Source organism: Pseudomonas sp. Pse1, assembly GCF_024519635.1.
GTDB lineage: Bacteria > Pseudomonadota > Gammaproteobacteria > Pseudomonadales > Pseudomonadaceae > Aquipseudomonas.
This window is the reverse complement of the sequence record NZ_JALJRO010000024.1, coordinates 49,981-63,827: the sequence shown is the minus strand read 5'-3', so window position 1 is coordinate 63,827 and position 13,847 is coordinate 49,981. Positions and strand designations below refer to the sequence as shown.

The 13,847-nt window shown below is 62.3% G+C and carries 9 protein-coding genes; 7 read left to right on the top strand and 2 right to left on the bottom strand.

The window, feature by feature from the left end; all coding sequences use genetic code 11:
- The first annotated feature begins 209 nt into the window (after positions 1 to 209).
- The 6 genes from NR126_RS25360 to NR126_RS25335 all read left to right on the top strand — a co-directional run bounded on the left by NR126_RS25360 (position 210) and on the right by NR126_RS25335 (position 7,080).
- Positions 210 to 1,277: a DUF2333 family protein gene (locus tag NR126_RS25360; RefSeq protein ID WP_027617621.1), complete on the top strand. Its 1,068-nt coding sequence runs from the start codon at positions 210 to 212 to the stop codon at positions 1,275 to 1,277.
- Between the two features lie 3 nt (positions 1,278 to 1,280).
- A complete protein-coding gene (locus tag NR126_RS25355; RefSeq protein WP_027617622.1) occupies positions 1,281 to 1,838 on the top strand; it encodes an NUDIX hydrolase in 558 nt (185 codons plus the stop codon).
- A gap of 204 nt (positions 1,839 to 2,042) precedes the next feature.
- The gene (locus tag NR126_RS25350) at positions 2,043 to 2,414 is read left to right on the top strand and encodes a translation initiation factor Sui1 (RefSeq protein WP_027617623.1); all 372 of its coding nucleotides are present in this window, start codon (positions 2,043 to 2,045) and stop codon (positions 2,412 to 2,414) included.
- A 224-nt stretch (positions 2,415 to 2,638) separates the two neighbouring features.
- Positions 2,639 to 4,552: an arginine decarboxylase gene (speA, locus tag NR126_RS25345; RefSeq protein ID WP_027617624.1), complete on the top strand. Its 1,914-nt coding sequence runs from the start codon at positions 2,639 to 2,641 to the stop codon at positions 4,550 to 4,552.
- 234 nt (positions 4,553 to 4,786) lie between these two features.
- Positions 4,787 to 6,301: a contractile injection system protein, VgrG/Pvc8 family gene (locus tag NR126_RS25340; RefSeq protein WP_256832204.1), complete on the top strand. Its 1,515-nt coding sequence runs from the start codon at positions 4,787 to 4,789 to the stop codon at positions 6,299 to 6,301.
- A complete protein-coding gene (locus NR126_RS25335) occupies positions 6,298 to 7,080 on the top strand; it encodes a DUF4123 domain-containing protein (RefSeq protein WP_105753964.1) in 783 nt (260 codons plus the stop codon). Before NR126_RS25340 ends, NR126_RS25335 begins: the two co-directional genes overlap by 4 nt.
- Here the strand turns inward: NR126_RS25335 and NR126_RS25330 are convergent.
- Complete coding sequence (locus NR126_RS25330) at positions 7,071 to 8,417, bottom strand: MATE family efflux transporter (RefSeq protein ID WP_027617627.1); 1,347 nt, start codon at positions 8,415 to 8,417, stop codon at positions 7,071 to 7,073. The genes NR126_RS25335 and NR126_RS25330 overlap by 10 nt on opposite strands.
- Before the next feature lie 141 nt (positions 8,418 to 8,558).
- On the opposite strand from NR126_RS25330, the gene NR126_RS25325 reads away from it, so the two are divergent.
- Positions 8,559 to 13,460, top strand: a complete 4,902-nt coding sequence (locus NR126_RS25325) for an alpha-2-macroglobulin (RefSeq protein ID WP_256832203.1) — start codon at positions 8,559 to 8,561, stop codon at positions 13,458 to 13,460.
- Positions 13,461 to 13,475: 15 nt separating this feature from the next.
- Here NR126_RS25325 and NR126_RS25320 read toward each other — a convergent pair whose 3' ends face one another.
- Positions 13,476 to 13,769, bottom strand: a complete 294-nt coding sequence (locus NR126_RS25320; RefSeq protein ID WP_027617629.1) for a hypothetical protein — start codon at positions 13,767 to 13,769, stop codon at positions 13,476 to 13,478.
- Between the last annotated feature and the right edge of the window lie 78 nt (positions 13,770 to 13,847).

Below are 13,847 nucleotides of genomic sequence, written 5' to 3'. Positions count from 1 at the left end.
AGTGTCGTAAGTCAATAATGTGCAAAGCGCCCCGATTCAGTTTATGACCGACCAGTCTCATAGGCTCGCAGCGCTCCTTCATCTATAGTGCTCGCTCGACCGGGCCAGACAGGTGTCATGCCTTGTAGGATTAATCCGCGCAGCCAAGGCACGATGGAGTCGGGTTGTGGTCGAAATCGATGAACTCAAGTGATTGAAAGGATATCGCCATGCTGGACTGGAAGAACCGCGCAGGCAGCGCGCCTGAACGTGCCGCCGAACCCAAATCGGCCACCCGCAGCTACGTTGGCGGTCTGCTGTTCAGCCGCGCCCTGGCCACCCTGATTGGCTTGTACTTGCTGGTAACCATCGCCCTGGGTTGGTACTGGAGCGAAGAGCCGGCGCTGTTCCCGGTCCAGCAGAACGCGCAAGTTGCCGCCGAAAAAGACGGCAAACAGATGGTCGTCGGCTACACCACTGTGGAAACCCTGAAAACGGTCGCGGGCACCCTGCTGAACAAGCCGGGCGGCTATATTTCCAACGACCGGTTCCCGCCGGGCCTGTGGATGGACAACATGCCGAGCTGGGAATACGGCGTACTGGTGCAGGTGCGTGACCTGACCCGTGCCCTGCGCAAGGACTTCGCTCGCTCGCAGTCGCAGTCGGCGGAAGATGCCGACCTGGCCAAGGCCGAGCCACGTTTCAACTTCGACAACAAGAGCTGGGTGCTGCCGTCCAGTGAGTCGGAATACCAGGAAGGCATCAACTCTCTGAGTCGTTATCAGGCGCGCCTGTCGGATCCGTCGCAGAAAAACGCACTGTTCTATGCGCGCGCCGACAACCTGAACAACTGGCTGGGTGATGTCGGTACACGTCTCGGCTCCCTGTCCCAGCGACTGTCGGCCAGTGTAGGCCGGGTCAAGCTCAACACCGCGCTGAAAACCGAAGTCATCGCGCCGGGCCAGGTTCCGCAGGTCGATGAAGAAGTGGTCGAAACACCGTGGATGCAAATCGACAACGTGTTCTACGAAGCCCGTGGCCAGGCTTGGGCTCTGTCCCACCTGCTGCGCGCCATCGAAGTCGACTTTGCCGACGTCCTGGCCAAGAAGAACGCCACCGTCAGCGTGCGTCAGATCATTCGTGAGCTGGAGGCCTCGCAAGAGCCGGTATGGAGCCCGATGATCCTCAACGGCAGCGGTTTCGGTCCATTGGCCAACCACTCACTGGTCATGGCCAACTACATCTCGCGAGCCAACGCAGCGGTGATCGATCTGCGCCAACTGCTCAACCAGGGCTAAGTGATGGTCGATCAATCCCGTGAGGCCGCCCACCGTGCGGCCTCCGACGCCGAACAAATCGCCTGGGTCGACGATCAGGACAACCTGCTCGGCTCGCTGGTGCGCTCGGAGTTGCGCGAGCGCGGGCTGATTGGCCGGGGCACCTACATCATGCTGTTCAATTCGGCCGGCGAGTTGTGCGTGCACCAGCGCACGTTCAGCAAGGCGATTTATCCGGGTTTTTGGGATGTGGCGGCGGGCGGCATGGTCGGCGCCGGCGAAAGCTACGCCGAGTCGGCGGCCCGGGAGTTGGCGGAGGAGTTGGGCGTGAGCGGGGTCGAACTGACCGCCCATGACCACTTCTATTTCGAAGATACCGGCAACCGTCTGTGGTGTTCGGCGTTCTCTGCGGTCTGGGACGGACCGTTGAAACTGCAGCCCGAGGAAGTGCTGCAGGCGCGCTTTATGCCTATCGAGCAGGTGCTGGTGGAAATCCAGCAAAAGCCTTATTGCCCGGACTCTTTGGCAGCGTTGAAGCGCTATCTGCGCTCGCGTGGGGGCGACGTCGCAAAAGAGCTATAAATTGGCGCCGATTGGCTCTTAGCAAGTAGGCTTTTTGCCGTTACACTGCGCGACCTTTTAAAGCTGGACCGGATTGCCCGTCTTTTTTATAGGAGCGAGGTAATCCGGTCCAGTAGCGCTGCCCCTGCCTGAGTGGGGCTTCGCGGTCGATAGCACGTGGCAACGTTGCTGCGACCAGTCTTTGTCCTCCCAAGAGGATTGCCGGTGGCCAAAAAAGCCGCATCCTTCGCCGCCCTAGGTGGCCTGGTATTTTCCACCGACGCAGGTCGACATTGCCCGGACTGTAGTCAGCCGGTGGCAGCCTGCATCTGCAAACAAACCGTCATCCCGGCCGGCGACGGCATCGCGCGCGTGCGCCGCGAAAGCAAGGGCCGTGGCGGTAAGACCGTGACCACCATCAGCGGCGTGCCGTTGGCGGAAGACGCGCTCAAGGAACTGGCGACGACGCTGAAGAAGCGCTGTGGCACCGGTGGTGCGTTGAAAGACGGGGTCATCGAAATCCAGGGCGATCATGTCGAGCTACTCTTGGCTGAACTGACCCGACACGGTTTCAAAGCGAAGAAGTCCGGCGGCTAGCAGCCTCTGTGAAGACCACCCCGACTTGATATTCACCTGCCACACGCCAGGTTCAATGTCGTCCCCATGGTTTTCACAGAGCCTGTTCTGACCGGTTTCTAAACTCAGCGCTGCTTGTGGGGTCTATGGACCTTGCATGCAGGCTAATCGTCATTTTCATTCCTTAGAATGCGCCAGCCCTCAACCCGGATGGCGCTCTTCGACTTCATTTATAGGGGACTTCAATGTCCGTACGACGCACACGCAAAGACGATGGCAGCCAATGGACAGTTGCGGACAGCCGCAGTGTTTACGGGATTCGCCATTGGGGGGCCGGGTATTTCGCGATCAATGACGCCGGTCGCGTCGAAGTTCGTCCGAACGGTCCGAACAGCTCGCCTATCGACCTGTTCGAGCAAGTCGACCAGCTGCGCAAGAGCGGCCTGTCCTTGCCATTGCTGGTTCGCTTTCCGGACATCCTGCAAGACCGCGTGCGTCAGCTGACGGGCGCGTTCGACGCCAACATCGAGCGTCTCGAGTACCAGAGCAAATACACCGCGCTGTACCCGATCAAGGTCAACCAGCAGGAAGCGGTGATTGAGAACATCATCGCCACGCAGAACGTCTCCATTGGCCTGGAAGCCGGTTCCAAGCCGGAGCTGCTGGCGGTCCTGGCCTTGGCGCCGAAGGGCGGCACCATCGTCTGCAACGGTTATAAGGACCGTGAGTTCATCCGCCTGGCGCTGATGGGCCAGAAGCTGGGTCACAACGTGTTCATCGTGATCGAGAAAGAATCCGAAGTCGGCCTGGTGATCGAAGAAGCCGCCTCGCTCAAGGTCAAACCGCAGGTCGGCCTGCGCGTGCGCCTGTCGTCCCTGGCATCGAGCAAGTGGGCCGATACCGGTGGCGAGAAATCCAAGTTCGGTTTGTCCGCCGCGCAATTGCTGTCGGTGGTCGAGCGTTTCCGTGGCGCCGGCCTGGATCAGGGCATCCGCCTGCTGCACTTCCACATGGGCTCGCAGATCGCCAACCTGGCGGACTACCAGCACGGCTTCAAGGAAGCGATCCGCTACTACGGCGAACTGCGCAACCTCGGCCTGCCGGTCGATCACATCGACGTCGGTGGTGGTCTGGGTGTTGACTACGATGGCACGCACTCGCGCAACGCCAGCTCGATCAACTACGACATGGACGATTACGCCGGTGTCGTGGTCGGCATGCTCAAGGAATTCTGCGACGCGCAGAGCCTGCCGCATCCGAACATCTTCTCCGAGAGTGGCCGTTCCCTGACCGCTCACCACGCCATGCTGGTGGTACAGGTCACCGACGTCGAAAAACACAACGACGACGTGCCGCAGATCGAGAACAAGGAAGCCCTGCCGGAAACCGTGCAATGGCTGGTGGACCTGCTGGGGCCGACCGACATTGAAATGGTCACCGAAACCTACTGGCGCGCCACTCACTACATGAGCGACGTCGCCGCGCAGTACGCCGATGGCAAGCTGACCCTGGCGGAAAAAGCCCTGGCCGAGCAGTGCTACTTCGCCGTTTGCCGCCGTCTGCACAACTCCCTGAAAGCCCGTCAGCGCTCCCATCGCCAGGTGCTGGACGAGCTCAACGACAAGCTGGCCGACAAGTACATCTGCAACTTCTCGGTGTTCCAGAGCCTGCCGGACACCTGGGCCATCGGCCAGGTTCTGCCGATCCTGCCGTTGCACCGCCTCGACGAAGAGCCGCTGCGTCGCGCCGTGCTGCAAGACCTGACCTGCGACTCCGACGGCAAGATCAAGCAGTACGTCGACGAGCAGAGCATCGAGACCAGCCTGCCGGTACACGCCCTGAAGGACGGTGAGGATTACCTGCTGGGGATCTTCCTGGTCGGCGCTTATCAGGAAATCCTTGGCGATATGCACAACCTGTTTGGTGACACCGACTCGGTGAACATCTACCAGAACGCCGATGGCAGTGTGTATCACGCGGGTATCGAAACCCACGACACCATCGAAGACATGCTGCGCTACGTGCACTTGTCGCCGGAAGAGTTGATGACCCATTACCGCGACAAGGTTGCCAGTGCGCGGATCAGCGCTACGGAGCGTACCCAGTACCTCGATGCGTTGCGCCTGGGTCTGACTCGCTCGTCTTATCTGTCTTCTTGAGGTAACGAACGGCTGCTACCGGGCTGTCTGAAAATATCCCGCGTCCTACGGGTGATTCGGATAGTTCGGTAAGGCTTTTCTGATTTCTTGCAGTGCTTTTCCAAGCTGCAGCACTTTCAACGATGCTGCATCTTTATTTCGCGTAGTCCTTTTCCCAAGTTGTATTTCGGTACTCTACTCGGCCATGTCTCTCAGCGAGAATCCCCGGCCCGCCCCTCCTGTAGAGAAAAGCCGATGTTCGATCCCCTTCACGAGCCGTCATTTCACCTGGAGCTGACGGGCCACGCCAAACCTCTTCCCGTCCTGTCCTTCACCGGCAACGAAGCCATCAACCAACCTTTTGAGTTTCTGCTGGATCTGCACCTGGACGATTGCCTGCTGGACACCGGCAGCTTGCTGTTTCGTACGGCCTATTTCAGTTTTGGCGCGGCGGGGGGCGGTATCCATGGACTCATTCAAGACCTGGTCCCCTTGCACGATCCGTCGACGCCCGGACTCTGGCGTTTGTCCCTGGGGCCCAGGCTGGCATGCCTGGCCCGACGCAGTAATCAACGGCTATTCAGTGAGTGCACGGTGCCGCAGATTCTGACGCAGGTCCTGAAGGAGCATGGGATTGGCGCAAACCTTTGTCGGTTCGAGTTGCAGGGCAATTATCCGACGCTGGAGCTATGCACTCAGTACCGTGAAACGGACCTGGGGTTCTTCCAGCGCCTTTGCGAGCAACACGGAATTCGCTATCACTTTCACCATCGGCGTGACACCCACTGCCTGGTCTTGATCGACAGCTGGCCCGAGGACTGTGCGGCCGACAGCCTGTGGATCGACGGTGAGGCAAGCCATGCCGTCAGCCATTTTGAGGTGCATGTCGAAGGGCTGGGGGGCGGGGCGCGGGCGCGAACCGAAGAGGCCGCTGTCCGGGCGGGAGGGCATCTGCTGGTTTCGGGGTACGCCGACGCTGCCAGCCATGGCCAGTGGTTGATCAGCCGAGTCGAGCATGCCGGCACGCGAGCGTCGCCAGTGCCGTATCACAATCAGCTGTGGCTGCGCCCTTGGGGGGCTTCGCTGGCGCCGACGCAGGCGTTGCAGAAACCACAGATGACCGGCGTACAGCGTGGGAGGGTGGTCAGCATAGATGGCGCTCACCGTGATTCGCGGCAAAGGGTCGCGGTGCAATTCGATTGGCTGTATCAGGGTGAAGGGAGTGCTCCCAGCCACTGTTGGCTGCCAATCTCCGAGCGATTCAGTGCGCAAGCGCTTGCTGGCCTGATGGTCGGCGCCGAGCTGTGCGTGAGTTTCATCGAGGGCGATCCGGACCGGCCAGTGATCAGCGGGATATTCCGCTCGCCGACCTATCCCCTCGACAACCGGTCAGCGCCAGAGGCGCCGCTATTGCACCTGCAGATCAGCCGTGCCGCCTTCATGGCGCAAGCACCGCAGGTCGAGGTGGTGGGCGCCGGGCCGGCCCTGCAGGAACAATTCAGGCTCGGTAGCAGCGAGGTACGCTTTGAGCCAGCGCAGGTGATCCTCTCAAGTCCCAGCATCCACTTGCAGGCTGCGCCCCTCGACGCCGTTGCCGAAGCCGGGGAGGGTACGGAGCAGGAGCACCACGACTGGCTCAAGCAGGTTCAGGACAGTCAGCCATTGACCCTGTTGTGCCTGATACCGGGTGGCGGCAGCTTCAGTCATTGCCGGCAGGGTGCCTGTGCTTGCCGAATGGTCGTGGGGCCTGGCTTGAGTGGTGCGGCATGAATGTGGCCCGTACGGCTCAGTGGATAATATTGGATGTACCGGGGGCGCCGCCCATGAAAGAAAAGCTGCAGCAATTTGCCCCCGCCGCAGCACATGCCGTGTTTGCCAGCACTGACTTGCACCCGTTACGCGAGGACGGTCCGCAGTTGGTCGAGCTCTTGCCCCATTCGCAGCTGGCGCAATGTGTTCATGAGCAGCCAGGGGAATGGGCGGGTCTGCTGTTGCAGGCTGACGTTTCAACGCCGAGTCTGCTCAAGCATTTGCGACGCATGCTGACGGTCACTTTCGGCCTGCATTACAAAGGCCTGCTGAACTACTACAACCCCTGTACCGCCAGCTATTTTTTCGATGCCTGCGATGCCCGTGAGCTGAGTCGTTGGTTAGGTCCGATTGATCGGCTGTACTGGTACGGTGGGACCTGGGCCGACCGGGCGCTGGGCAGCCTGGGCTGGCAGCAATTGGTCAATCCGCACCTGGCCGTGGAGCCGCTGGCGGTTGACGACTACCTAAGCCTGCACCAGCAGGGACGGTTGCAGGCGTGCATGCTCGAGCGGCATGCATGGTTCTGGAGTCGCTCCACCGAACGAGACTACGAGGTGATCTGGGCCAATCTCCAGGAAGGTCTTGAGCAGGGCTTCACCCAGCCCGCCGTGCTGGACGGCTGGCTGCGCCTGCGCTTGCAACACCCCACTGCCACCTTGCTGCCGACGCAGTCCGGGCGGACACAGCAGGAACGCCTCGACAGCCTGCGCCAACACTGGCGCAACGATCATTTTTGAGCGGTAAACCACCTGTCCTGACTGCGCAGCTGCCAGGCGATCACGCCGAGCGTCACGCTGCGCAGCACCATGAACAGCAGAAACGCCAGCCACAAGCCATGGTTACCCCACCCTTGCAGCAACCACGCAAACGGTGCGGCGATGATCACGGTCAACAGCATGCCGTTACGCATTTCCCGCGCCCGGGTTGCGCCGATGAACAGGCCATCGAGCAGGTAACTCCAGACCGCAATCAATGGCAGCGCCGCCAGGTACGGTAAATAGTGGTAGGCGGTGTCGCGCACGTTCTGGATGTCCGTCTGCATATCGATGAACAGGTGCCCGGCGCACAAAAACAGCAGGGCAAAGCCGGTGCTGGCGAGCAACGACCAGCCGCACGACACCACCATTGAACGGCGGAGCGCCTGGCGATCACCGGCGCCAATGGCGTGCCCGCACAATGCCTCGACCGCATGGGCCAGGCCATCCAGGGCGTGCGCCGTGAGCAACAGGCCGTTGAGCAGCAGGGCGTTGGCGGCCACTGTGGCATCACCGAGCCGTGCGCCTTGCACGGTAATCATGAAGAACACCGATTGCAGGGCCAGGCTGCGAATGAATATGTCGCGATTGACCGCCAGCAGTGGTCGCCAGTTGTGCCAAAGCGCCAGGGCGGCCCACGCGATGTGCCCGGGGTAGGCGCGCAAGGCGCCGCGAGTGAGCGCCAGGCCGAGCAGCGCGCCGGTCCACTCGGCAATCACCGAAGCACGGGCCGAGCCCACCACGCCCCAGTCCAGGCCGATCACGAACCACAGGTTGAGAGCGATGTTCACCAGGTTGGTGGTCAGCAGGATGGCCAAGGGCGCGCGGGCATTCTGGGTGCCGAGGAACCAGCCGACCAAGGCATAACTGGCCAGTGCCGCCGGCAGACCAAAGAGCCGGGTGTGGAAAAAGTCCCGGGTCAGCTGTTCGAGTTCGACCGACGGCTGCATGAAGTGCAGAGCCACCCCGCTCAAGGGCACGCCGACGATGCCAAGGGCGAGCGCCAGGCCCAGCGCCAGCAACAGCCCTTGCAACAGAATCTGCCGCAGTGCCGCACCGTCGCCACGCCCGGCGGCCTGGGCGGCGAAGCCGGTGGAGCCCATGCGCAGGAAGCCCATGGCCCAGGCCAGGAAGGTGTAAAGGCTGGCGCCCACGGCGACGGCGCCCAGTTGATGGGCGTGGGGCAGGTGACCGATCACGGTGCTGTCGACCAGCGCTACCAGGGGCACGGAAATATTCGAGAGAATCATGGGCGCGGCGAGCGCCCAGACCCGGCGGTGGGTTGGGCGATCGCGCCAGTCGGTGATCAGCGTGGACATGCAGGCTCCTTGCGAGAGCGGCCATTGTAGCGGCAGAACCGGCGCCGAGAACCAATCGGCCAAACGTCGGTCAATCAGTCCAGCCCGACAGGTGCTTGGGCTATAGTTCAACCCTTCGATACTTCTGCCATCGAGTGCCCCATGCTTAACAAAGGATTGTTCCTGGTCTGTGCGCTGGCCTTGCTTAGCGCCTGCGATTCGTCGACTTCCGAAAAAACCACGGCCAGCGCCACTGCGCCGGCAGCCGCCAGCGTGCCCAAGGCGCCTGTGGTGCAAGACGTCGCGACCTTGAAACAGCGCTACGCCGGCCGCGAGCTGAGCGTGGTGGATGTCTCGGAAATCCAGGTCGACGGTGCCAGCACCCTGTCGGTGAGTTTCTCGGTGCCGCTGGACCCACAGCAGAAGTTCGCCGAAAAATTGCACCTGGTCGACAGCAAAAGCGGCAAGGTCGACGGTGCCTGGGAACTGTCCGATAACCTCATGGAGCTGCGCCTGCGCCACCTCGAGCCGCAGCGCAAGCTGGTGCTGACCGTGGATGCCGGGCTGGTGGCGGTCAACGACAGCAAGCTCGCCGCCGAATACGTCAGCCGCCTGGAAACCCGCGACCTGCAACCGACCGTCGGTTTCGCCAGTCGTGGCACCTTGCTGCCGACTCGCCTCGCCGAAGGCTTGCCGGTGATCGCGTTGAATGTCGACAAGATCGATGTCGAATTCTTCCGCATTAAGTCCGAAGCGCTGCCGGCCTTCCTCGCCCAATGGGGACGCAGCAACAGCCTGCAGAGCTATGAATCCCGTGAATTGCTGCCGATGGCCGAGCTGGTCTACGGTGGCCGTTTCGACCTCAATCCGGCGCGCAATACTCGCGAAACCCTGCTGCTGCCGATTGCCGGCCTCAAACCGTTGCAACAGCCCGGCGTGTACCTGGCAGTGATGCGCGCTTCCGGCACCTACAACTATTCGCAACCGGCGACCCTGTTCACCCTCAGTGACATCGGCCTGTCGGCGCACCGCTACCAGAACCGCCTCGACGTGTTCACCCAGGCGCTCGAAGGCGGTAAGGCGCTGGAAGGCATCAGCCTCGAACTGCTCGACGCCGAAGGTCGGGTGGTCGGCCAGGGCAAGACTGAAAGTGGCGGTCATGCGCAATTGCCGCTGCCGAAAAAAGCCGAGGTGTTGCTGGCCCATCAGGGCGAGCAGACCAGCCTGCTGCGCCTCAATAGTGCGGCGCTGGACCTGGCCGAGTTCAATATCGCCGGGCCCCAGGCGCACCCCTTGCAGTTCTTTGTGTTTGGGCCGCGCGATCTCTACCGTCCCGGTGAAACCGTGCTGCTTAACGCGCTACTGCGGGACGCCGACGGCAATGCGGTGAAGCCGCAGCCGGTGAGTGTCGAGGTCCGTCGTCCAGACGAGCAGGTCAGTCGCAAGTTCGTCTGGGACGCCGATGCGTCCGGACTCTATCAATACCCGCTGCAACTGGCCGCCGAGGCGCCAACCGGGCGTTGGCAGTTGCTGTTCGACCTGGGGGACGGCAAGCCCCAGCTCTATGAATTTCTGGTCGAAGACTTTCTGCCCGAGCGCCTGGCCCTTGAACTCAAGGGTAATGATGCGCCAATCAAACCGACTGATACCGCGCAAATCAGCGTCAATGGCCGTTACCTTTACGGCGCTCCGGCAGCCGGCAATCGTCTGAGCGGCCAGGTCTACGTGCGGCCCCTGCGTGAAGCGGTGAAAAGCCTGCCGGGCTATCAGTTCGGTTCGGTCACCGAGGAAGAGCTCAGCCAGGACCTGGAGCTGGAAGAAACCGCGCTGGATGCGCAGGGCGAGGTGTTGATCTCCCTGGATAGCAAATGGGCCGAAGCCAGGTCGCCGTTGCAGTTGATTGTCCAGGCCAGTTTGCAGGAGTCCGGCGGCCGTCCGATCACCCGCCGTGTGGTTCAGCCGGTGTGGCCGGCCGAGCGCATGCCGGGCTTGCGCGGGCTGTTCGAGGGTGAAGAAACCGATGGCGATGGTCCGGTCGAGTTCGAGCTGCTGGTGGCCGATAAGGAAGGCCACAAGTTGGCCGCCGACAACCTCAAGGTGCGCCTGGTCCGCGAGCGTCGCGACTACTACTGGAACTACTCGGATAACGACGGCTGGAGCTATCACTTCAACGAGAAGTTCCTCAACCAGGCCGAGCAAACCCTCAGCATCAAGGCTGGCGACACCGCCAAGGTTAGCTTCCCGGTGGAGTGGGGCCCTTATCGGGTGGAGGTCGAAGATCCGCAAACCGGCGTGATCAGCAGCGTGCGCTTCTGGGCCGGTTACCGGGCCCAGGACAACGCCGAAGGCGGCGCGGTGCGTCCCGATCAGGTCAAGCTGGCGCTGGACAAACCCGCTTATGGTGACGGCGATACCGCCAGCGTCACGGTGACGCCACCGGCTGCCGGCAAGGGTTACCTGTTGCTGGAGTCGGCGGACGGCCCATTGTGGTGGCAGGAAATCGACGTCCCGGCGCAGGGCAAGAGCTTTGTCATCAAGCTCGATCCGAAGTGGGCGCGCCATGACCTGTACGTCAGCGCACTGGTCATTCGTCCCGGTGAACGCAAGGCCAATGTCACGCCCAAGCGTGCCGTGGGGGTGCTGCACCTGCCGCTGGAACGCAGCCAGCGCAAGCTCGGCCTGAGCCTCACGGCGCCGGAAAAAATGCGTCCCAAGCAGCCGCTGAAGGTGCAGATCCAGGCGAAGAACGCCGACGGCAGCGTGCCGAAACAGGTGCACGTGCTGCTGGCCGCAGTCGATGTCGGCATCCTCAATATTACCGAATACCCGACGCCGGATCCGTACTCCAGCCTGTTCGGGCGCAAGGCCTACGGCGCCGACCAACTGGACGTCTACGGGCAGTTGATTGAAGCCGGTCAAGGGCGCCTGGCGAGCCTGGCATTCGGTGGTGACGCGGCGCTGGCCAAGGGCGGCAAGCGCCCGGACACCAGCGTGACCATCGTCGCCCTGCAAAGCGCGCCGGTGACCTTGAATGAGCAGGGGGAGGGCGAAGTCAGCGTCGATATCCCGGACTTCAATGGCGAGCTGCGGCTGATGGCGCAAGCCTGGACCGATGAGCGTTATGGCATGGCCGAAGGCAAGACGGTGGTCGCCGCCCCGCTGATCGCCGAACTCTCGGCCCCGCGCTTCCTCGCCGGTGGCGACCAGACCACCTTAGCCCTGGACCTGTCCAACCTGTCAGGCAAGGCGCAGACGCTTACGGTGCAACTGAGTAGCGAAGGACAGTTGGCATTGCTCAATGAGACCGCGCAACGCGTGCAACTGACTCAGGGCCAACGCACCACGCTGCGGATTCCGGTGCACGCACTCGGCGGATTTGGCCAAGGCAAAGTCAAGGTGCTGGTCAATGGCCTCGACCTGCCGGGCGAGAGCCTGCCGCCCTTCAGTCGCGAATGGACCCTCGGGATTCGTCCGGCCTATCCGGCCTTGCTCAAGCATTACCGCGCAGTGCTCAAGGACCAGCCATGGAGCTTGCCGGAAGGGGCGCTGGCGCAGTTCGAACCGGCCGGGCGCGAGGCCTTGCTCAGCCTTTCCAGCCGACCACCGTTGAATCTGGGCGAGCAGATTCGCGCGCTCAAGGCCTACCCCTATGGGTGTGCCGAGCAAACCACCAGCGGCCTCTATCCGTCGCTCTATGCCGATGCCGCGAGCCTCAAGCGCCTGGGCCTGGAAGGCGAGCCGGACGCGACGCGCAAGCGCAAGATTGAGTTGGGCATCGAACGCCTGCTGGGCATGCAGCGCTACAACGGCAGCTTCGGCCTGTGGGGCGCCGACGGTGAAGAGGAATACTGGCTGACGGCTTACGTCACCGACTTCCTGCTGCGCGCTCGGGACCAGGGTTATGCCGTGCCGCCCGAGGCGCTGAAAAAGGCCAGCGAGCGTCTGTTGCGCTACTTGCAGGAGCGCAACCTGATTGAGGTCGACTACAGCGAAAATGCCGAGCACACGCGCTTCGCGGTGCAGGCCTATGCCGGCCTGGTCCTGGCTCGCAGTCAGCAGGCGCCGTTGGGTGCGCTACGCAGCCTGTTCGAGCGCCGCAGCGATTCCCGCTCCGGGCTGCCGCTGGTGCAGTTGTCGATCGCTTTGCAGAAAATGGGCGATCAGCCGCGCGCCGACCAGGCCTTGCTCGCCGGGCTGGCCAGCACCCGCCAGGGCAACGACTGGCTGGCCGATTACGGCAGCCCGTTGCGCGACCAGGCGATGATCCTGGCCTTGCTGGAAGAGAATGACTTGGCCAAGGGCAAGCGTGAGGAGCGGCTGTTCGAGCTGTCCGATCTGCTCGCCAGCAACCCGTGGTTGTCGACCCAGGAACGCAATGCGCTGTTTCTCGCCGGTCGCGGCCTGCTGGGCAAACCCGAGACTGCCTGGAAGGTCGTGCTCGACGGCAGTGGCGGTGAATACCCGTTGAGCAACGAGCAGCCGGCGTTGGCCCTGGAAGGCCAGTTATTGTCGTCGGACATGAGCCTGCGCAACCAGGGCAGCGAGCCGGTCTATCAACAGCTGACGATCTCTGGCTACCCCGCGCAGGCGCCGCTGCCTGGCGGTGAAAACCTGAGCATTCGTCGCGAGTACCTGGGGATGAACGGCCAGCCTCTGGACCTCAAGGCACTCAATAGCGGTGACCTGGTGCTGGTGCACATCGCCGTGAATGCCAAGCAACGGGTGCCGGATGCGCTGGTGGTGGACTTGCTGCCGGCCGGCCTGGAGCTGGAAAACCAGAACCTGGCGCAAAGCGCTGCCAGCCTGGAAAACGCCAGCAGCAAGGTCAAGGAGTGGCGTGAATCGATGCAGAACGCCAGTCTCAAGCACCAGGAGTTCCGCGACGATCGTTATGTCGCGGCGCTCAACCTGGACGGCTACGGCACCACGCACCTGCTTTACCTGGCGCGGGCGGTGACTCCGGGGACCTACCGGGTGCCGCCGCCGCAAGTCGAGTCGATGTACCGGCCGAACTGGCAGGCGCTGGGTGAAACCGCGCCGCAGATGGTGATCAAGGGTCGCTGACGGCAGGCTGGGTGATCAATGGATCACCCAGCTCAACACCCACAAGCCCAGCACCAGCCAGATCACCCCGGCGATAATCGATGCACGCATGAAGGCGCGGATGGCCGAGTACAACAGAAGTAGGCCGACCACCAGGCTGATGATGCTGATCACCGAGGTGTCCATGCCCAATGCCTGCGACAGCCCTTCGACAAAGTTGCCGCCGGCGTGGGTCAGGGTATTGAACAAGCCACTGAGAATCTCGACGATAAAGCGGATGACCGATCCCAGTGCCTGGCCGAGCCATTCAAAAAAGCTTTCTACCTGCATGTGTGCGTCCTGATCAAAGAGTGGGTGTTGCCGTCGCTGCCGAGGCTTTGGCTGTGGTGTAAGCGGCCAAGTTCCCTG

What these genes read in the sequence shown, in the direction of transcription:
- NR126_RS25360 (WP_027617621.1), top strand. Translation starts at nt 210, where the DNA reads ATGCTGGACTGGAAGAACCGCGCAGGCAGCGCGCCTGAACGTGCCGCC.
- NR126_RS25355 (WP_027617622.1), top strand. Translation starts at nt 1,281, where the DNA reads ATGGTCGATCAATCCCGTGAGGCCGCCCACCGTGCGGCCTCCGACGCC.
- speA (WP_027617624.1), top strand. Translation starts at nt 2,639, where the DNA reads ATGTCCGTACGACGCACACGCAAAGACGATGGCAGCCAATGGACAGTT.
- NR126_RS25340 (WP_256832204.1), top strand. Translation starts at nt 4,787, where the DNA reads ATGTTCGATCCCCTTCACGAGCCGTCATTTCACCTGGAGCTGACGGGC.
- NR126_RS25335 (WP_105753964.1), top strand. Translation starts at nt 6,298, where the DNA reads ATGAATGTGGCCCGTACGGCTCAGTGGATAATATTGGATGTACCGGGG.
- NR126_RS25330 (WP_027617627.1), bottom strand. Translation starts at nt 8,417, where the DNA reads ATGTCCACGCTGATCACCGACTGGCGCGATCGCCCAACCCACCGCCGG.
- NR126_RS25325 (WP_256832203.1), top strand. Translation starts at nt 8,559, where the DNA reads ATGCTTAACAAAGGATTGTTCCTGGTCTGTGCGCTGGCCTTGCTTAGC.
- NR126_RS25320 (WP_027617629.1), bottom strand. Translation starts at nt 13,769, where the DNA reads ATGCAGGTAGAAAGCTTTTTTGAATGGCTCGGCCAGGCACTGGGATCG.